Here is an 18,958-nt window from a genome sequence, read left to right on the forward strand (position 1 = left end):
ATGCTTTATGCGCCACCAAAGCGGCGCATGATCGGCGCTGTTGTTATCAATCTGGATCGCGACACCCAGCGCATGGCGCACATGAGCGTCGAGCTCAAGCGCGCGGCCATGAAGTATGAGCGCTTCGCAGCTCTACGCGGCGATCAATTGCCGTGCGGGATTGCGCGTTACTTTCCGGTCGATGCTGGCCTCTCGCCGGGTGAGATCGGCTGTTACGCCAGCCATCTAGCAATCATGCAGCGCGTTGCGGTTGGCGATTTTCCATCGCCCACATTGGTGCTCGAAGATGACGTCGGGCTTCCCGACGATCTTGCTACCGCACTCGATGCCTTAGTGGCGGTGCTGCCGGAGCAATGGGACATCGTGCGCCTTTCGTACCCGACAAAATTGCTCGCGCGCCCAATCGCGAAACTGGGCGATGACCGCTCGCTAGTGCGCTACTCTCGCGTGCCGACAACAACCGGCGCCTATCTCATCAGCGCTCGCGGCGCGCGCAAGTTTCTCGCCGAGCGGGCGCGCTATGCGCCCATTGATCATGATCTCCGTGATGTGTGGGCCTGGGACCTCGATACTTACGGCGTCAGTCCCGCGCTCATCGCACACGATGTTCTGGGCGCCTCGACGATTGACGCGCTCTCGCCGCAAGGGAGAGCCGATCTGCGCCGCAGGAAGAGGCGAGCGGCTTTGGTTGAACGATTGAAGCGCGGTGTGCGCGATTTTGGCCTTTCGCGCTGGCTCGCAATTGGGCCGCTCAACTTCGCCGCACGTATTACCCCAAAGTCGCTAAGGCCGTCATTCGTCCGCTGGGCCAATCGGCGCTTGGCCTAGATTGTCCAGGGGCCTGGGCCGCCTTGTGCGCTTGGCGTTGCACTCATGCGTGTAATCGTTGGCGCCGGCGCTTCGGCGTCGCGTACATTCGCGAACGCCACCCATTCTGCTTCGCAGGCGCTGCGCGTGAACTTCAGCGCACCATAGCCGCGATTGGTTACATCGCACCATGCCAGGTGCGGGTTGGCGCTGCGCATCATTGCTTCGCGCGCGCCAGGCGCTCCGGCGGCCATGGCTTGCTCCAGGCCAGGCGAGGTGACGCTTGCACCCGCAAACTCGATTGCCGCCATGCGCGATGCATCGTTCGGCGCGGCGAGATTGTTAATCCAGGTGTTGTGACTGTCGCCGCCTAGGATGACTGCGTTGGTTGCATGCGCCGTGCACGTTTGTAGGAAGCGATCACGCGCAGCCGGGTAGCCGTCCCACGCGTCTAGATTCCACGGCATGTGCATGCGGCCGAGGCGTTCGGCGACCGTCACGTAGCGCCGAACATTGGAGTGCGCTTCGGGCGAAACCATCGCCGCAGCGCCCGCGCCGATAATCTGTTCACCCATCGCAATTTGCTGCGCGACCACCTGCCAAGTTTGCCCGCGTTGCTTGGACGCCGCGAACGTCTCCGCCACCCACGCTTCTTGCTCGCCGCCGAGCAACGTCCGCGCCGGATCAAGCAATTGTGTGCGGAACTCGGCGACAGCCGCCTCGGTGCCTGCTCCGTCGGACAGTAGCCGCAGCCCCAATCCGCGTCGATAATCGAGTTGGCGTACGCGGCCGATATAGCGCGTGTCCAACAGCACGATGCGGGCGACATCGCCCCAATCCAGGGACCGGTAGAGCCGCGCTCGCGTTTCGTCCGGACGCCGGATCGGCATCCAATCGAAATAGGCCTTCGACGCCGCGGCGACACGATCGGCATATAGCCCTTCGTTGCGCTGATGATTTTGCGCGCCGGTGCTGGTTGCGTCGTTGGCAATTTCGTGATCGTCCCATGTCGCTGCGATTGGCTTGGCGGCGCGCAACGCCAGCAGATTGGGATCGGTATGATATTGCTGATAGCGGCGATAATAATCGTCGAGCGTTACGATTTCATGGTCTGGATCGAATGCGCGGCCCGCCACGGCAAGCTCTGTGCTTGGATATTCGTCGGCGCCGTATTCGTAGATGTAGTCGCCAGTGTGCAGTACGAGCTCGATATCATCGCGCGCCGCCATGTGCCCGTAGGCGTGGAAGTGACCGAACGCATAGTTCGCGCATGACGCCAATCCGACGCTGAGCGAGTCTGCGCCAGATGGCGCCGTGCGTGTGCGTCCCACGAGTGAAGGTCCGGACCCGGCAAGGAAGCGATAAAAATACTGGCGGCCGGGCTGCAGTCCGCGCGTGTCCACCTTTACGCAAAAGTCGCTGACCGGGGTTGCCTGCGCTTCACCGCGTGCGGCGATGCGCGCGAATGATTCATCCTCTGAAACCTCCCACGCGATGCGCCCATCGCCGCCGACAAAGCGCGTCCACAGGATAACGCCATCGGTCAAAGGGTCGCCGGAGGCGACGCCGTGCGTGAATGCGCCGTGCGAGAGGGCTTGCGCCCAGGCCGGACGCGTCATCACCGCGGTCGCACCAGCGAAAAGCAATCCACGACGAGCGATCAACATGCGAAATCCCTACTGGCGCGAATGTCAGTTCGATGAAGCGTTAGCAGCGCTCGTCCGGTTGGCACTGAATTTCCGGCAGCGCCGGCAAAGCCGAGCCTTCGATGATCGGCTGCAGGAATTCACGAACCGCAGTCGCCGATTCATCCGGCTTTTCTTCCTGCGGAACGTGACCGCTCGCCTCGAATGTGATCAAGCGCGAGCCGGGGATCGCATCATGAAATTGTTGAGCATGCTCAGGCGGCACGATTCGATCGGTATCGCCGGTGAGAATGAGCACCGGCATGTTGAGCGCTGAAAGCCGCTCTGCCGTCGCGTAATTGCGTTCGCGGAATCCGAGCGTCATCTGCAGCAGGATATCGCGGTGGCCCGGCGCGCGCGCCAGCTGGGTGTAGCGGTTCAGCATCGCATCGTCGACCAAAGCCGGGTTTGCATACGCCGCTTCGAGGCCCTGGCGGATGAGCCGTGTGTTGTCGAGTTGGATGAGAATGGGACCGAGCGTCGGATTGCGCAGCAGCTTGAAAACTTCCGGCTCTTCGCTGGCGTCGGCGCGCGTGTCTTCCCAACCTGATGCATCGACTAAGATCAGCGCGTCGATTTGTTCTGGATAGGCGAGTGCGTATTCCCAAGCCACGTTGCCGCCCATCGATGAGCCGGCGATCACGAAGCGACCCAAGCCCTGCGTGCGCGCAAATTCATGAACCACGTTGCGGAACGCTTCGATGGATGCCTGATATCCCGCCGGCGCGCGCGTGAGGCCGTGTCCGGGCAGATCGAGCGAGATCACGCGATACTCATCACCGAGCCGCTCAACCCAAGGCTCCCACGTGTGGAGTGAGGCTGAAAATCCGTGAACGAGAAGAAGCGCTGGGCCGTTCGCTTGGCCTTCGTCGCGATAATGCACACGCAATCCGCCGGGCAGTTCTGCGTAGCGAGACGCACTGCTCTCATACTGGGCGGCTAGGGTTTCGTATGGAATGTCAGGCCGCTTCAGTGCGAAATAGGCGCCTCCGGCGATCAGAGCCGCCAAGCCGATAAGCGCAAGAACGCCGCCAATAAGCCAACGCAGCATATTCACCCCTCCACGCGCGCCAGAGTGCGCGGGATGGGCGGAAGGTCAAGCGCGCCAGCCCGCTTTGCGCGCCCATGCGTCATAAGCCGCACGGCGTTCCGCTAGGTCGGGCGGCGCCGTTTCGTTTTCGGCCGCGGCGTTGGCGCGCATGTTCGCAATCGTTTCCGCGATTGGCGGTAGCCCGACGCTGGCCCGGCGTTCGTCCAGAGACTCCGGGTCGCGCACCGGCGCTGGCGAGAGTTGGCCGTTGGCATCCCAGTCGAACTGTGTGCCGAAGGTTTGCTCAGCGCCCTCGAAGATGGCGATGCGATCGGCAAGGTAGGCTGCGTCCAATGGATTGGCTTGCCCTTCCGGAATTGCATCGAGGATGAGCGCAAGTCCACGCCGTTGCAGATCTGGGTGACCGATCGCGTGCTGAAGAATAAGGAATGCGGCGCCGGCGCCATCGTCGCCAAACTCGCGGCGGCCTGGCCAGCCGATGTCATCGAACACCCGCGCCAACAGCGCGGCGTTCTCGTCGTGCACCTTTTCCATCTCTGGGTGATAGCCGCCGAAGAGTTCGCCGCTCTCGACCAATCGTGCGCGCGTCTCCAAATCGCGCCGCGCTGCCGCGACGAGCAACGGTCCCCAGTTCTCACTCATAACGACACACCGGACATGCAGGATCGCGCGTCAGTGCAACAGTGCGCGCATCGCCGCGCAAACCATCGAACAGCATCACGCGACCAATCAAAGGTTCACCGGATTCTGCAATGAGCTTAATCGCCTCAAGCGCCATCAGCGAGCCGATCACGCCCGTCAGCGCGCCGACGACTCCAACGCGCGCGCATGTTTCAGCGTCGGGCGGCGTCTCGGGCACGAAGCAGCGATAGCAGGGGCCACCGCTTGCAAACACCGCGACTTGCCCATCCCATCGGCCCACCGCGCCCGAGACCAATGGAACGCCAAGCGCACGCGCGGCGGCGTTCACAGCAAACCGCGTTTCAAAGTCGTCGGTCCCGTCGAGCACGATATCGGCGCCGTTGAGGAGATAAGTGGCATTCGCTTCCGTCAGCCGTTGCCGCTCAATCTCCACCGCCACATTATCGTTCAACGCCGCCAACGCGATTTGCGCGCGATCGACCTTCGGCGCGCCTACATCGGCGCTGCGAAAAATGATCTGGCGCTGCAGGTTGTCCAATGAGACGGCATCGTCATCGATCAGCCGCAACCGGCCCACGCCCGCCGCCGCCAAGTAGAGCGCCGCCGGCGCGCCCAACCCGCCTGCGCCGACGATCACGACGTTCGCCGCCTTGAGCCGCTGTTGTCCTGGCCCGCCGATTTCCTTCAGCAGGATGTGACGCGCATAGCGCTCGCGTTCGTCAGGGCTCAGCATGTGGATGATTTAGCGGCGCGCGCGCCCCGCAGCCAGCGGAAGTTCCTGCGCGGAACGGGCTCGTCTCAGCTGCGTTGCAAGTTTGAAAGGCAGATCATGCGCTACATCGACGAGAGCTTGGCAGACGGCGAGACCATCATTCAGCGCGGTCAATGGCCGGGCGTCTTCTGGTTCGGCGCTTGGGCGGCCTTGATCCTGCTGGGCATCGCCATCGTCGGCATTTTCATCTTCATCTCCTCCCTCATCAAAATGAAGACCACGGACTTTGCAGTTACCAACCGGCGCGTCATTCTAAAGCGGGGCTGGCTCAATCGCACCACGCAGGAGCTCGCGGTTGAGAGCATCGAAGGCGTCTCGCTCGATCAGTCGTTCATTGCGCGCATCTTCGGTTACGGACGTGTGATCGTCACCGGCACCGGCGAAGCGAGGATTGTGTTTCCGCCGATGGCGCATCCGGTTGCCTTCCGCCGTTCCATTGAAGCGGCGCGCGCTGATTGCGGCGGCGAGGTCCATTTGGCGCGCGAAGACCGTCGCGCCATCCTACGCGCCGCCGAAGCCAACGAAAACGAGAAGGTGGTGGAAGCAGAGCGCGAGGTTGAAGAAGCGCCTGTGCGCGGTCAGCGCCGCTCAAGCTTTATCGGGTTGCGTTCGCGCAGGCGTTAGCTACGGCCAGTCGAGCCAAACCCACCAGCGCCGCGCGCAGTCTCCGAAAGCGTCTCGACCACATCCCATTCCCCCTGCGTCACCGGCGCGATCACCATCTGCGCGATGCGCTCGCCGCGTGTGATCGTGAATGGCTCTTGCCCGAGATTGATCAGAATGACTTTCACTTCGCCGCGATAATCGGCGTCGACGGTTCCGGGTGTGTTGAGGCAGGTGACGCCGTGCTTTAGCGCAAGCCCTGAACGTGGCCGGATCTGTGCTTCGTAGCCGGCGGGCAGCGCAATCGTGAGCCCGGTTGGCGTCAGCACGCGCCCACCCGGCGCCACAATGATCGGCGCATCTTCAGCAATCGCGGCGCGCAAATCCATGCCGGCCGACAACGCCGTCTCGTACGCCGGCAATTGCAGACCTTCGAAATGCGGAAGCGTCGCAACCTGGATCGTGACTTTGCTCATGCTTTTGCCCTGCTGCGATTCTGCTGCGACGGCAAATTAAGCGTAGCTCTTAGCGGCGGCGGCGGGCTGCCGCTGCGGCCAGATCGCGGCGCGCTTCGTCTTCATAACGCTTTTGCTCGGCGGCTTCAGCTTCTGCGCGGCGGCGCTTTGCTTCGAGCGCGGCTTCACGGGCTTGGCGTTCGCGCTCAGCCTTCGCGGCGGCCTCAGCGGCGATTTTGCGTTCCATCTTTTCGAGTTCGACGCGCTCGCGGCGACGCTTCTCGGCTTCGACGCGCTTTTCTTCTTTTTCTTGCGCAGCTTTCACGCGCGCTTGCGCCTCTGCCGGATCGACCTGCGTGGGTGCTGCCTTGTTCTTGAACTTTTCCAGCATCGCCTTCTTGGCGGCGTCGGCGGCTTCGCGGCGGTCGTTATGGTTCTGAAAGCTCATGCAGTCGGGCTCCTGGGCGCGCGAACGACGTTCGGCGTCAGACTCGAAGAGGTGAGGTGTGAGCGCCCTACATAGCGCCTGATACGGCGCGCTCAAGTCCCTGGAGACCGTTCCGGGCGCGACGTTTACGCCAGGGTCACCTGCCACTTGGGATTTTTGCGATGAAACGAGCGGCAAACTTCTACCGCTTGGCCTATGGCCAGGAGTAGAGCGCCGGTTTTCGAACCGATTTTTGGACCGAAAGGACAACCCAGACGATCAATGGGACGGGTAAAACCATGAGCGCAGCGGATCGAGGTTCGATGTCGGTCAGCCCGACGACAAGGGTGACACCCAATCCTTCGATGAGAATGCTGCTCCACCAGAGCAGCGATAAAACCCCAAGCACCAGTTCCAGCACGCTCTCTCTGCGCGGTGGACGGTCATCGGCCATCTACTTTCGCGGCGCCTTTGCGCCCAGCGATTTCGCGATTTCCGCCGCAAGCTTCCGCGCGACCGCTTCTTTCGCCATACGCGGCCAAGCTTCCGATTTGTCTTTGCTGATCAAGATGACAGCGTTTTCGGCGCCGCCCATCACGTCGCCGGACACATCGTTGGCGACGATCCAGTCGCAGCCCTTCTTGGCGATCTTGGCGCGCGCATGCTCCTCGACATGATCGGTCTCGGCGGCAAAGCCGACGACGAGCTTCGGGCGTTTCTTGCCGGGTTTTGAAAGCGTGGCGAGGATATCTGGATTTTCTTGCAGCGCGATCGCCGGAATGCCGGCGGCGTCCTTCTTGATTTTGGTTTGTGCTTCTTGCGTCGGGCGCCAGTCAGCAACGGCCGCAACCATGACGGCGACATCCAGCGGCAACGCAGCTTCGCTCGCCTCCAGCATGTCCCGCGCGCTTTCGACGTTGACGCGCGTCACGCCTGCGGGCGCTGCAAGGTTGGTTGGCCCCGACACCAATGTCACGTCCGCGCCGAGTTCAGCGAGGGCCGCTGCAATGGCATAGCCTTGCTTGCCGCTCGAGCGATTGGAGAGGAAGCGGACTGGATCGATTGCTTCGATCGTCGGCCCCGCCGTCACCAGCGCGCGCTTTCCTTTCAGCGGGCCATCGCTGAGAAATGCGATCGCCGTGTCGCGAATTTCTTCAGGCTCGGCCATCCGGCCGACGCCGCTTTCGCCGCGCTCCGCCATTTCGCCTGCGTTTGGTCCGATGAGGCGGATGCCATCGGCTTGGAGCGTCGCGAAGTTCCGGCGCGTCGCGGCGTTGCTCCACATGTGTGGGTTCATCGCCGGCGCCATCAGAACCGGCTTGTCGGTCGCGAGCAGAACGGCGGAGGCAAGATCGTTGGCAAGGCCGTTCGCACGCTTGGCCATCAAGTCCGCGGTTGCGGGCGCGACGATGATGAGGTCGCACTCGCGCGCCAGCCGGATGTGGCCGACGTCGAATTCGTGTGCTTGGTCGAAGAGATCGGTGAACACCGGTTCGCCGACAAGCGCGCCCGCCGCCAAGGTGGTGACGAAACGCTGCGCTGCCTCGGTCATCACCACGCGCACGGCAAGGCCGCGCTCTTTCAAGCGGCGAATGAGTTCGAGGCTCTTATAGGCGGCGATGCCGCCACCGATGATCAGCAACACGCGTTTGCTCATGGCGCCGGCTCCGCCGGTGTCTGAGCGCCCGGCTGTGCGAGATCGGCGTCAATGTCGACCCGCTCAAGCGGTTCCGCATCAGGCTGCACGCTGGTTTCAATCGCCTCTGTTGGCGGCGGCTGGCGTGGCTCGCTTGCGTCCTTTGGTGCGAAGACGGTGACGATCAGCGCGCCGCCGATCAGGCCGATCCAGAACGCAGGCAGCTGATACCATTTGCGTTCCTCGCGCGGCGCCTCAATCGCGACCTTGCGCGCGGCCGCCTCCATCGAGAGCAGCGTCTGAGGCAGGCGGCGCAGTGCCTGGAAGCCCATGCTGATTTCATCGATGCCGCGTTTCGTGACCGCTTCGGCGCCGAGTTCGCGCTGGACCCAGCGTTCAACGATGGGGCGCGACGCCGTCCACATGTCGTGCTGTGGATCGAGGCCGCGCGCCACGCCCTCGACCTGGACCATCGTTTTTTGCAGCAGCACCAGTTCAGGTCGCAAATGCATGCCGAAGAGATGGGTGACGTCGAACAATTGCAAAAGCAAGCGGCTCATCGAAATGCCGTCTGCCGTTTTGCCGAAGATCGGCTCGCCGATCGCACGCAGGGCCTGCGCAAATTCCTCGATCGTGAACTTCTCCGGCACGTAGCCGGCTTCGTGGTGCACTTCTGCGACACGGCGATAGTCGCGGCGATGGAAGCCGTAGAGGATCTCAGCGAGATAGCGGCGCTCTTTGTGACCAATTCGGCCCATGATGCCGAAGTCGACGATCCAGAGCTTGCCGTCCTTGCCGTACATGAGGTTTCCCTCGTGCATGTCGGCATGGAAGAAACCGTAATCGAGTGCTGCAGCGAGGAAGCCGCGGGTCACCGCGATGGCGAGTTCGCTGCGATCGGCGCCGGCTTTGTCGAGCGCCTTTGAATCGGTCAGCGGAATGCCGTCGATCCAATCCAGAGTCATCACGCGCTTGGCCGAACGCGACCAATCGATCTGCGGGACGGAAAGATAGCCTTCCTTCTCCGCTACTTCGCGGAACTCCGCCGCGGCGCCGGCTTCCAGTCGCAGATCAAGCTCGCGCTCCATCGCGGAGGCCACGGTGTCGATGAACTGAACCGGCTCAAGACGGCGAGAGCGCTTGGAGAAGAATTCGATGCATTGCGCCAGGAAGCGCAGCGCGCCCATTTCGCGCGCGAGTTTCTTTTCGATGCGCGGGCGCAGAATCTTGATCGCAACGACGCCGTGGCGTTCGACGATGGCTTGGTGGACCTGCGCGATCGAAGCTGCCGCCATCGCTTCGGAGATGCCGGCGAACAAGCCTTCCGTGCCACCGAGTTCGCTGTTGATCGTGTCGAGCGCTTCGGTGCGCGAGAAGGGCGGCAACCGATCCTTTAGCCGGCCGAGTTCTTGCGCGACGGTGACGCCGATCATGTCCGGACGTGTCGCCAGGAATTGCCCGACTTTCACATAGGCGGGGCCCAATCGTTCCAGCGCTTGCGCCAGGCGTACGCCGACGCTGCGGCCGCGTTTGCGCTTGGCGAAGACGTGCATCGCCGTGTGCGCGGCCTGCACCGGCACGGAGTACTGATCATAATATTCCGAGGGCAACAGCACGTCGTAACGCACGAGCGTGCCCGCCACACGCAGCAACCGCCAAATGTGTCCGAACACGCCGGATACGAACCCGGCGATGATCCCCGCAACAACGAGGAGCGCGATGAACTGCGACAGCGAAACCACTAAATCGACCAACCCCAATGCAGCGCGCAGACGCCGCCGGCCATGTTGCGATAGGCCACGCGTGCGAAACCCGCCTCACGGATCATAGCCGCAAATGTTTCCTGATCCGGAAAGCGGCGGATGGATTCGACCAAATATCGGTAGGAATCCGCGTCATTCGCCAGCAATTTCCCCAGCGCCGGGATCGCGTTAAAAGAATAGAAATCATAAACCGGCTCGAGCCCGCCAATGGCGAGGCGCGAGAACTCCAGACAGAAGAACCGGCCGCCCGGCTTCACAACCCGTTTGGCCTCGCGCAGAACCGCCGGGACATCGGTGCAGTTCCGGATCCCGAAGCTGATGATGTAGGCGTCGGCGACATGGTCATCGACTGGTAAATTCTCGGCGTCGCCTTCGTGCCAGTGCAGTCCATCTTCGCCGCGCGCGCGTCCAGCTTCCAGCATCTCGGTGTTGATGTCGATGACGTGGATTTCCGGCGGCTCCAACCCGCGCCGTTGCGCTGCGCCGTCGCCGAGCTTTTTGAGGCGCCGCGCGATGTCACCAGTGCCGCCGGCGACATCGAGGATGAGCTCGCCCGGTTGCGGGTTGAGCTTCGCTGCAACGGCGTCTTTCCAGAGCCGGTGCATGCCGCCCGTCATCGCGTCATTCATCAGATCGTATTTCGACGCGACCGAGGAGAACACCCCGCGCACCATGCCGGCCTTGTCGGCCTTCGGCACATCCTGGAACCCGAAGGATACGGTCTCGTCAGAACTCGATGTCGTCATGGCCGGAGCATAGCGGCGGGGCCGGGGTGGGGCTATATCGGCCGGCGATGCTTTTGCCTTTGCTTTCCGACATTTCGCCGCATGCCTGAGCTGCCTGAGGTTGAAACCGTGCGGCGCGGCTTGGCGCCGGCTCTGGTCGGGCGGCGCATCAAGCGCGCGCGCACCAAACGCCCGGATCTGCGGTTTCCGTTTCCGGCGCGTTTCGCGGCGCGATTAAGCGGACGGCGCGTCGATGCACTCGAGCGCCGCGCCAAATATCTGCTCGCGCATTTGGATGACGGCAATGTCTGGATCACGCACCTTGGCATGACGGGGCGGTGGACGATCCTCGGCGTCAAGCAACAGCCCGGTGATTTCTACTACGCCGAACCGACAGACCCGGCGCACACGCATGTCGTGATCGACATGGAAGACGGCGCGAAGCTAGAGTTCAACGATCCGCGCCGCTTCGGTTACATGGATCTTATTCCAGAAGATGAGCTTGAGGCGCACCCGTTCTTCAAAGCGATGGGTCCAGAGCCGCTCGGCAATCATTTTCACGAGCCGTATCTGAAAAGCGCGCTGGCAAAAAAGAAGGCGCCAATCAAAGCCGCGTTACTGGATCAGCGTGTCGTTGCGGGGTTGGGCAACATCTACGTGGTCGAAGCTTTGCACCGGGCAGGGATCGCGCCGGTGAAGGCATCCGGCAGTATTTCGGCGCAGCGTTTGGATAAGCTTTTCCATGCCATCCGCGCTGTCTTGGAAGAAGCTATCGAGGCCGGTGGCTCAACGCTGAGCGACTATGCTGGCGTAGATGGCGCACAGGGCAGCTTTCAGCAGCGCTTCCGAGTTTACGACCGCGAAGGCGAAAAGTGCCCAATGAAAGATTGCGGCGGCGCGATCAAGCGCGCTGTGCACAGCGGGCGGAGCACCTTCTGGTGCCCCAAGTGCCAGCGTTAGTCTTCTGAATATCGATTGATCAAGTACAACGTGTGTTCTGCAATGGCGTCGCGTACGCATTGCGCGGCGACGATGCGAGACAACGAGCCGCCTTCGTAGATTGAGGCTTCATACGCGCAGCGCGCGTCCGTCCACCGCCGATGCTGGGAGAGCGCATCGGCGAGCAACATACGCTGCGAGGGAGATTCGTTCGCGCGCAACGTTGCAATCACGGTCGCGCGGACATCTTCCCATTGTAGCCGTTCTGCGTCGACGCATTGGATCGTGCCGATCGTGGTGTCACCGTTCGGCGTGGTTTCGATGCACTCGGCTGCAAAACCGCTGATGCAGGCCGTCTGCGCCGCATCGCTGTCGCCTGCGAGCGTGAGGCAATTTGCGATGGGACTTAGAGGCGTGGTCGCGGAGGCGGCGGAGAAAGGTGTTGTGACCGCGGTGAGTGCGGCGAAGACGAAGAGAAAGGCTAAAGTGCGCATGACGTCTCCCGGTACGTCGCGATCAGAGCTAAACTGCGGCAATGAGTCGAGCCGTGTTTCTCATCGCCACGATCTTCTGCGCCGCGCCAGCGTTCGCGCAGACGGCCTATTTCGCGGCGATCCCGGATCTGCCCATCGCGACAGGTCTGGCTGAGAGCGAAAACCAGCAGACATCATTCGCGACCTCCGATGATGCTGGCTTGGTTATGGCGACGGCGCATGGCGCACCAATGCCGGACCAGGTGCGGGCCTTCTACACCGAAAGCCTTTCCGCTCTCGGCTGGGCCTATGAACCGGCGCAGGGGAGCGAAGATCTGACATTCCTGCGGGGGCGCGAGCGGTTGGTTTTGAACATCGCGCCGCACGACGGCGGAACCCAACTCCGCGTGCGGCTAATCGTGCGTCCGGCGTCGATGAACGCGGATTGATTTTCGCCGCTCCACGGCGCAATCAAAGCGCCCATGACCTACGAGAACATTCTTGTCGAAACCGATGGCGGCGTTGGCGTCATTCGTCTCAATCGCCCAAAGGCGCTGAATGCACTGAACGATGCGCTGATTGGCGAAGTGAGTGCTGCGCTCGACGCGTTCGAGGCGGATGCGAGCATTGGCTGTATCGTCATCACCGGCTCTGAGAAGGCGTTCGCCGCGGGCGCCGATATCAAACAAATGTCGGCAGGTCAGTTCAGCGATTTCTATGCGCGTGATCCGTTCTCCAATCTTGAGCGCGTGCCGCGCACCCGCAAACCGTTGATCGCCGCTGTTGCGGGATATGCGCTCGGCGGCGGCTGCGAGCTCGCCATGATGTGCGATTTCATCATCGCCGCTGACACAGCGAAGTTCGGCCAGCCTGAGATCACGCTTGGCGTCATGCCGGCTTGGGGCGGCTCACAGCGGCTAACGCGCTCCGTCGGCAAGGCCAAGGCGATGGATCTTTGCCTCACCGGTCGGATGATGGATGCCGCCGAAGCTGAGCGCTGCGGCCTGGTCGCCCGCATCGTGCCTGCCGAAAAGTTGATGGAAGAGACGCTGGCTGCGGCAAAAAAGATCGCAGGCTTTGGCGCGCTCTCGACGATCGCCAACAAGGAAGCGGTAAACGCCGCCTTCGAGACCCCCTTGAACGAGGGACTGCGCCTCGAACGGCGGCTGTTTTACAGCCTTTTTGCCACTGAGGATCAGAAGGAAGGCATGGCCGCCTTCATTGCAAAGCGGCCCCCCGAATTTAAGGACCGCTGAGCATTTGACGGCTGCTCACAGCGAGGCTATAGCCCCGCGCTTCGCGTCCGAAACTAAGATCTGGAAATACTGAAACCATGGCGAATACGAAGTCCGCAAAGAAAGCGACCCGCGTGATTGCCCGCCGTACGGCGGTCAACAAGGCGCGCCGCACCCGGATGCGTTCGTCTTGGCGTTCAGTTGAAGAAGCGATTGCCTCGGGCGACGCGAAGGCTGCTCAAGAAGCCCTCCGCTCCGCCGAGTCCGCGACCATGAAGGCCGCCGGTAAAGGCGTTGTTCACAAGAATCTGGCGAGCCGGAAAGTTTCTCGACTTTCCAAGCGCATCGCGACCCTTTCGGGTTCGAAGAAGGCCTAATCGGCCGCCGCGACCGTATTTTTTCTGTCGCCAAACTCTCACGAATCTTCATAGTTCGAGTCCGCAACAGCTTGCGGATAAGCGGTGAGTATTTGTCCGGTTCCGGACTGCTCTACCGTTCGATATATCCTTAAAAACATATTGGAATTCATGTGCTTAACCGCACATCATTTCGATGTGGAAAATGGCTAAAACGTAAAGAAACTGTTATTGACGGCGCCTGTGGAAGGGCGCAAATTTCGCTGGTCAGGCGAGCGCGGCTCGCCCGTTCGACAGTCCCTGTGACGCCGGTGCGCAAGCATCGGGCCGAAAAAGACATTCGGCTCGAACGGGAGAGGTGTGCCCGCCTAGGGGCGGCTAAAAACAGAAACGTTCTAAGCGGGGGCTGCATGGAACAGGGCGAAGAAGCCCGCCGGGATACGGCGGGTGTCGGGGCGGCGCGTGCATTCGAGCTGGTTCAAAAGGAATTGGTCAGCGAGTACGGCGCTGACTTCTACGGTTCGTACATCAGTCCACTTCGGTTGGTGGCGGAATTGAATGGCGTCCTGCTCTTTCGGGCTGGGTCGCGGATCGCAAAAGAGCGTTTGAACCAACAGGTTGTGGACCGTCTCGGTGCGCGCATGCGCGCCTACGAGCCGCGCGTCCAGAAGATCCAAATTCTCCTAGAACACGAAATACCTGCTGATGTCCGCGCGCTCGCGGACGCGCGCATCGAAGAAGCCCGCCAGGCGGACCCCGAACCGGCGCGTCCGCTCGAACTCACCTTCGAGACCTTCGCCGATGGCCCGAGCAATTTTCATGCATATACCGTCGCACAGATGATCGGCGCCGGCGTTGGCGTGACGTTCCCTGTGTGGTTGGTCCATTCGCCGCCGGGTTGCGGCAAGACGCACCTTCTCAACGCCGCCGCGCACGAAGCCATCGCGCGTGGCCGCAAGGTCCTCTTCATGACGGGCCAAGAATTTCTCGAGTGCTTTCAATCGGCGCTGCACAAGAAGCGCGACTCATCGTCGTTCAAAGAGATGGTCCGCGCGCCGGACCTTCTCATCATCGACGACTTCCATCGCATCTGCGGCAAGCGCGCGACGCAAGAAGAAGCGTTCGACACGATTAACGAACTTACACGTCGCGGTGGTCAGATTGCGCTTGCAGCCAATCATGGTCCTGATGGATTGGAAGGACTCGACGATGCGTTGAAGGCAAAGCTCAAGGGCGCTGCTGTTAGCGAGATTGCTGAGCCGGATGCGCCGCTGCGCCGTAAAATTCTTGATGCCCGTGTCGCGCACCACGCGCGCGCGAATTCGGGTTTCAGTGTTGCACCGGAAGCGCTCGACATGATCGCTGATCGCATGCACGTTACTGGCCGTGAACTCGATGGCGCGGTCTGCCAACTTCTCATCGAATGGAAGATCTCGGGAGGGATTACTGTGACGCTAGAAGCCGCTGCGAATGCTCTGCAAAGCAAACTGGCCGAAGGTGCGGAGCGCCGCATCACCGTGCAGTTGGTGCAGAAAGTTGTCGCGCGTCACTACAATATGAGCGTGCAGCAATTGCTGGAACGTACGCGCCGTCATTCGATCGCGCGTCCGCGTCAGGTAGCGATGTACCTCGCCTGTAAGATGACGCACGCCTCGCTGCCGGATATCGGCCAGCGCTTCGGTGGTTTTGACCACACGACAATCATGTATGCGCGCGATCGTATCGCCGCGCTCTCCGAAACCGATCCGAACCTGAAGGCGGAACTCGAAGGTATCGCGCGCGCCGTCCGCCGCGAGCCCTAAACCTGGGTGCCCCTTGGCCGCGCGCCCGCTAAGTCTTGCAATTGGGGCTTGGGGTTCGCGCGGCTTCTGCTAATTTCGCACCCCCTGCGGTAGCCGACTCAGGCTCCCACAGGGGGTGTTTTTATGTGTCCCTGCTGGAGCGGCATAAGGGACGAGGGGTCAAGGAATGCGGCTGACGATCGAGCGCTCGGCGCTCCTAAAGGCACTCAATCACGTGCAAAGCGTCGTCGAACGCCGCAACACGATTCCAATCCTTTCCAACGTCTTGCTGTCCGCCCAGGGCGACAGTCTGAAGCTCACGGCCACGGATCTCGATATCGAGATTTCCGAAAGCGCTTCCGCCGAAGTTGAGCGCGGCGGTCAGACGACCGCACCCGCCAACTACCTCTATGACTTCGTCCGCAAGCTGCCGGACGGTTCGGCGGTGAAGCTCGAAGTGAACGGCGACGATCCGCGTCTCTTCATCCAGGCTGGCAAGTCCCGCCTGCATCTGCCGGTGCTCCCGGCCGGCGATTTCCCGTCGATGCCGTCAGATGGCTTCGAGACCCGCTTTGAGATCGAACCGACCGAGCTCGGTCGCCTGATCGATAAGACGCGCTTTGCCATCTCCACGGAAGAGACGCGCTATTATCTCAACGGCATTTTCTTTCACACAGTCGATGCCGATGGTCCTAAGCTTCGTGCTGTCGCGACGGACGGTCATCGGCTTGCGCTCGCTGATTACGGCGCACCAAAGGGCTCACAAGGCATGCCGGGCGTCATCGTCCCGCGAAAGACAATTGGCGAACTGAAGCGTTTGCTCGATGATGCCTCTGATCTGGTTGAGATCGCTGTCTCGCCGCAGAAAATTCGCTTCGCACTCGGTGACGCGGTGCTGACTTCGAAACTGATCGACGGTTCGTTCCCGGAATATGCGCGCGTCATTCCGAAGAACAATTCCAAGAAGCTCAAAATTCCGAACAAGGCTTTCGCTGAAGCGGTTGATCGTGTCGCGACCGTTTCGGCGGAACGCTCGCGTTCGGTGCGCCTGGCGCTCGATAAGGACAAGATCACGCTCACCGTCAACAACCCCGACGCTGGCGTCGCCACCGAAGATCTCGCCGCCGATTACGGCGATGACGCGCTCGAAATCGGCTTCAACGCCAAGTATCTGCTCGATGTCGCGCAGCAGATTGAAGGTGAGAGCGCGGTTTTCGAATTGGCCGATTCCGGTTCGCCGACGCTCGTGCGTGACGAAGCCGACGATGCGGCGATTTACGTGCTGATGCCGCTCAGAGTGTAATGCACTCACTTCACGTCTCGCGGCTCACGCTTACGGACTTCCGCAATCACGCCGCGCTTGATCTTGAGCTCGACGCTCGACCCGTGTGCCTGTTCGGCGCGAACGGCGCCGGCAAGACCAATATCTTAGAAGCGCTGACCATGCTAGCGCCTGGCCGCGGCCTACGGAGCGCCTCGCTGACCGATGTCGCGCGCGCAGGCGAGAGCGATGAATTCCGTGCGCAGCCCTGGGCTGTGTCGGCGCGCGTTATGAACGATGACTACGCGACCATCATCGGCGCCGGCGCGGAGCGCACGCTTGAAGGTGGTGTAAAGCGCGTCACCCGCCGTGATGGTCAGCCGGCCACTGCATCCGACCTAGCTGAGGCTGCGCGTATGACTTGGCTTACACCAGCCATGGATCGCCTCTGGTCAGGCGCCGCAGGGGATCGGCGCCGTTTCTTCGATCGCTTGACGCTCGCGCGCGCCGCACAGCACGGCGCGGCCGCGGCGGCCTACGAACGTGCGATGCGCGAGCGCCAGCGTCTGCTCGCCGATCGCATGTTCGACGATGCCTGGCTTGGTGGCCTGGAGCGGGAAATGTCGGCGCACGGCGCCGCCATCGCAGCGGCCCGCGTTGAGACGCTGCATCGCCTTCAGGAAGCGATCGATACACGTCCCGACGGCGCGTTTCCGAAAGCCATCCTCGCGCTTGAAGGATTGCTCGAAGCCCGATTTGAGAACGGCTCGAAGAGCGCCGACGTGGAAGAGGATTTCGCCGAGCTGTTGCGTGACGTTCGTGGCCGCGACGCCGGCGCCGGGCGCGCGCTCGATGGTCCGCACCGCAGCGATCTGAAGGCGCGTCATGCCGCCAAGAACATGGACGCCGATCAGTGCTCAACCGGCGAGCAGAAGGCGTTGCTGGTGGGCTTGACGCTAGCTCAGGCGCGGGCGCTCGCGGGCGATCCGGGAGCAGGGCCGTCTCTCATCCTTATCGATGAGGCTGCCGCTCACCTTGATTCAGTACGCCGCGCTGCCTTGTTCGACGAATTGCTCGCGAACGAAGGCCAGGCCTGGCTTACCGGCACGGATCAGAACTTGTTCGAAGCCTTCGGCGCTCGTACGCAAATGTTCGAAGTGCGCGACGGCCAAGTCTATCGCGCTTAAGCCGCAACGCGTAGCGGAGCATTTAGCTCAGCAGGAACGACAAACGTAAACGTCGAGCCTTTGCCTGGCGCGCTTTTGACGGTCACGTCACCGCCCATCAAGCGCACAAAACGCTGTGTGATGGTGAGGCCGAGGCCGGTGCCGCCAAGCCGGCGCGTGACCGTGGCGTCGGCCTGTGAGAACGCGTGGAAGAGACGCGAGATCTGCTCCGGTGTCATGCCAACACCGGTATCGACTACATCAAAGACCAACCAATCGCGACTGCTGTGTGATTTGCGGCGTGCATACAACACCACTTCGCCATCGGGCTGAACCTTACCGCGTTGGACACAAGGTTCAGCAAGCACTGCTTGATCTTGAACGCGTCAGAAACGCCGCCGCCAAGCACGCGGCACGACCGCGCGCAATTTCACGCCGCCGCTGCGCGCCGCAGGCATTAAGGTACCGAGAATGTCGCGAACAGTGTACGCCGCAGGCGGCGATGGCGCGGTAACGGCTGGTGATTGTGAAGAACGCTGCGAAGGCAAATGAGGCCAGCACAAGCGCCAGGAAAACCGAGCCGCCGATGAGCTCCCCGTTCCATTGTCGCAGCGCCGCAGCAAGGAGCCCGATCATGCCGAGATAATGCATGGCGATGATCCCGCCGCCGGAGAGCACGCCGGCCAAGATTCTGCTGCGAAGCGTGCTCGCCCGGTGCGACAGCCAAGACGCAGTCGTCTGCGCGGCAAAGGAAATTGCCAGCGACCCCAACAATGGCAGCAGCGCGAAGCCGAGCGGCAGGCCGACGTCGTAGGCCGTCATGGCGACAAAGTGGGTTGCCCAGACGCCGAGCCCGGCCGTCAGGCCGCCATCGACCAAAGGTTTCCAATGTTTTCACGCCGCGCCTGAGCGCGTTTCAGCATTCAGAACGCGGAAACATTTGTGACAGCGCAAATCAAAGCGGCCATCACCAAGAGCCAAAGATTGTGCTCTTCTGTAATGCTGGAAATGACGCGCAGCATGAACGACTCGAACCTGAACGGCGCCATGTGCGTTAGGGCACGCGTTGCCCTGAAATCGGCTCAACCGCGCCACCCCGTGGCGCCGCTAGGGAAATTCAAAAATCGGAGCGGTGAGCGCTGAGGCCGTGACAAGTGCGCCGAAATTTGGTGCTGTGGGCG

The 18,958-nt window shown here is 61.9% G+C and carries 22 protein-coding genes; 9 read left to right on the top strand and 13 right to left on the bottom strand.

Annotated elements, in window-relative coordinates:
- Positions 1 to 828 carry a glycosyltransferase family 25 protein gene (locus ATE48_RS10955; protein ID WP_083197302.1) on the top strand — a complete coding sequence of 276 codons (828 nt, stop codon included), beginning with the start codon at positions 1 to 3 and terminating at the stop codon, positions 826 to 828.
- On the opposite strand, the gene ATE48_RS10960 is transcribed toward ATE48_RS10955, so the two are convergent.
- From ATE48_RS10960 to ATE48_RS10975, 4 genes are read right to left on the bottom strand one after another with little or no spacing between them, the layout of a single operon-like run.
- On the bottom strand, positions 825 to 2,474 hold the full coding sequence (locus tag ATE48_RS10960) for an alkaline phosphatase D family protein (protein WP_066771416.1): 1,650 nt from the start codon (positions 2,472 to 2,474) through the stop codon (positions 825 to 827). The two genes, ATE48_RS10955 and ATE48_RS10960, sit on opposite strands and share 4 nt — an antisense overlap.
- A gap of 40 nt (positions 2,475 to 2,514) precedes the next feature.
- A complete protein-coding gene (locus ATE48_RS10965; RefSeq protein ID WP_066771418.1) occupies positions 2,515 to 3,543 on the bottom strand; it encodes an alpha/beta fold hydrolase in 1,029 nt (342 codons plus the stop codon).
- Positions 3,544 to 3,588: 45 nt separating this feature from the next.
- Positions 3,589 to 4,185: a DUF6624 domain-containing protein gene (locus ATE48_RS10970; RefSeq protein ID WP_066771420.1), complete on the bottom strand. Its 597-nt coding sequence runs from the start codon at positions 4,183 to 4,185 to the stop codon at positions 3,589 to 3,591.
- Positions 4,178 to 4,918: a HesA/MoeB/ThiF family protein gene (locus tag ATE48_RS10975; protein WP_066771424.1), complete on the bottom strand. Its 741-nt coding sequence runs from the start codon at positions 4,916 to 4,918 to the stop codon at positions 4,178 to 4,180. Before ATE48_RS10975 ends, ATE48_RS10970 begins: the two co-directional genes overlap by 8 nt.
- 96 nt (positions 4,919 to 5,014) lie before the next feature.
- On the opposite strand from ATE48_RS10975, the gene ATE48_RS10980 reads away from it, so the two are divergent.
- Complete coding sequence (locus ATE48_RS10980) at positions 5,015 to 5,581, top strand: PH domain-containing protein (RefSeq protein ID WP_156767731.1); 567 nt, start codon at positions 5,015 to 5,017, stop codon at positions 5,579 to 5,581.
- Here the strand turns inward: ATE48_RS10980 and dut are convergent.
- The 6 genes from dut to ATE48_RS11010 form a co-directional block, all read right to left on the bottom strand.
- The gene (dut, locus tag ATE48_RS10985) at positions 5,578 to 6,036 is read right to left on the bottom strand and encodes a dUTP diphosphatase (RefSeq protein ID WP_066771428.1); all 459 of its coding nucleotides are present in this window, start codon (positions 6,034 to 6,036) and stop codon (positions 5,578 to 5,580) included. The two genes, ATE48_RS10980 and dut, sit on opposite strands and share 4 nt — an antisense overlap.
- Positions 6,037 to 6,085: 49 nt before the next feature.
- On the bottom strand, positions 6,086 to 6,559 hold the full coding sequence (locus ATE48_RS10990) for a DUF6481 family protein (protein WP_156767732.1): 474 nt from the start codon (positions 6,557 to 6,559) through the stop codon (positions 6,086 to 6,088).
- 97 nt (positions 6,560 to 6,656) lie between these two features.
- Entirely contained in the window at positions 6,657 to 6,896 is a 240-nt protein-coding gene (locus tag ATE48_RS10995) for a hypothetical protein (protein ID WP_066771442.1), read from the bottom strand.
- Positions 6,897 to 8,099, bottom strand: a complete 1,203-nt coding sequence (coaBC, locus tag ATE48_RS11000) for a bifunctional phosphopantothenoylcysteine decarboxylase/phosphopantothenate--cysteine ligase CoaBC (RefSeq protein WP_066771444.1) — start codon at positions 8,097 to 8,099, stop codon at positions 6,897 to 6,899.
- Positions 8,096 to 9,820, bottom strand: a complete 1,725-nt coding sequence (gene ubiB, locus ATE48_RS11005) for a 2-polyprenylphenol 6-hydroxylase (protein WP_066771447.1) — start codon at positions 9,818 to 9,820, stop codon at positions 8,096 to 8,098. Before ubiB ends, coaBC begins: the two co-directional genes overlap by 4 nt.
- On the bottom strand, positions 9,820 to 10,587 hold the full coding sequence (locus ATE48_RS11010) for a class I SAM-dependent methyltransferase (RefSeq protein WP_066771450.1): 768 nt from the start codon (positions 10,585 to 10,587) through the stop codon (positions 9,820 to 9,822). Before ATE48_RS11010 ends, ubiB begins: the two co-directional genes overlap by 1 nt.
- An 81-nt stretch (positions 10,588 to 10,668) precedes the next feature.
- On the opposite strand from ATE48_RS11010, the gene mutM reads away from it, so the two are divergent.
- Positions 10,669 to 11,526 carry a bifunctional DNA-formamidopyrimidine glycosylase/DNA-(apurinic or apyrimidinic site) lyase gene (gene mutM, locus ATE48_RS11015; RefSeq protein ID WP_066771452.1) on the top strand — a complete coding sequence of 286 codons (858 nt, stop codon included), beginning with the start codon at positions 10,669 to 10,671 and terminating at the stop codon, positions 11,524 to 11,526.
- On the opposite strand, the gene ATE48_RS11020 is transcribed toward mutM, so the two are convergent.
- Entirely contained in the window at positions 11,523 to 11,999 is a 477-nt protein-coding gene (locus tag ATE48_RS11020) for a lysozyme inhibitor LprI family protein (protein ID WP_066771453.1), read from the bottom strand. The two genes, mutM and ATE48_RS11020, sit on opposite strands and share 4 nt — an antisense overlap.
- Before the next feature lie 41 nt (positions 12,000 to 12,040).
- Between ATE48_RS11020 and ATE48_RS11025 the strand changes: the two genes are divergently transcribed.
- The 6 genes from ATE48_RS11025 (at position 12,041) to recF (ending at position 17,798) form a co-directional block, all read left to right on the top strand.
- Positions 12,041 to 12,427 carry a hypothetical protein gene (locus ATE48_RS11025; protein WP_156767733.1) on the top strand — a complete coding sequence of 129 codons (387 nt, stop codon included), beginning with the start codon at positions 12,041 to 12,043 and terminating at the stop codon, positions 12,425 to 12,427.
- 33 nt (positions 12,428 to 12,460) lie between these two features.
- Positions 12,461 to 13,234 (top strand): enoyl-CoA hydratase, encoded by a 774-nt coding sequence (locus tag ATE48_RS11030; RefSeq protein WP_066771457.1) that lies wholly within the window; start codon positions 12,461 to 12,463, stop codon positions 13,232 to 13,234.
- Between the two features lie 77 nt (positions 13,235 to 13,311).
- Entirely contained in the window at positions 13,312 to 13,590 is a 279-nt protein-coding gene (gene rpsT / locus ATE48_RS11035) for a 30S ribosomal protein S20 (RefSeq protein ID WP_066771459.1), read from the top strand.
- 152 nt (positions 13,591 to 13,742) lie between these two features.
- Positions 13,743 to 15,371: a DnaA ATPase domain-containing protein gene (locus ATE48_RS11040; RefSeq protein ID WP_156767734.1), complete on the top strand. Its 1,629-nt coding sequence runs from the start codon at positions 13,743 to 13,745 to the stop codon at positions 15,369 to 15,371.
- Between the two features lie 166 nt (positions 15,372 to 15,537).
- Positions 15,538 to 16,653: a DNA polymerase III subunit beta gene (gene dnaN / locus ATE48_RS11045; protein WP_066771463.1), complete on the top strand. Its 1,116-nt coding sequence runs from the start codon at positions 15,538 to 15,540 to the stop codon at positions 16,651 to 16,653.
- Positions 16,653 to 17,798 (top strand): DNA replication/repair protein RecF, encoded by a 1,146-nt coding sequence (gene recF, locus ATE48_RS11050; protein WP_066771466.1) that lies wholly within the window; start codon positions 16,653 to 16,655, stop codon positions 17,796 to 17,798. The genes dnaN and recF overlap by 1 nt, the downstream gene beginning before the upstream one ends.
- Here the strand turns inward: recF and ATE48_RS11055 are convergent.
- Both ATE48_RS11055 and ATE48_RS11060 read right to left on the bottom strand, forming a co-directional pair.
- Positions 17,795 to 18,145: an ATP-binding protein gene (locus tag ATE48_RS11055; RefSeq protein WP_066771469.1), complete on the bottom strand. Its 351-nt coding sequence runs from the start codon at positions 18,143 to 18,145 to the stop codon at positions 17,795 to 17,797. The two genes, recF and ATE48_RS11055, sit on opposite strands and share 4 nt — an antisense overlap.
- Positions 18,135 to 18,656: an MHYT domain-containing protein gene (locus tag ATE48_RS11060; RefSeq protein WP_066771472.1), complete on the bottom strand. Its 522-nt coding sequence runs from the start codon at positions 18,654 to 18,656 to the stop codon at positions 18,135 to 18,137. Before ATE48_RS11060 ends, ATE48_RS11055 begins: the two co-directional genes overlap by 11 nt.
- Positions 18,657 to 18,958 lie beyond the last annotated feature (302 nt).

The sequence above is a fragment of the Candidatus Viadribacter manganicus genome, from assembly GCF_001679665.1.
GTDB classification, from domain to species: Bacteria; Pseudomonadota; Alphaproteobacteria; order Caulobacterales; family Aquidulcibacteraceae; genus Vitreimonas; species Vitreimonas manganica.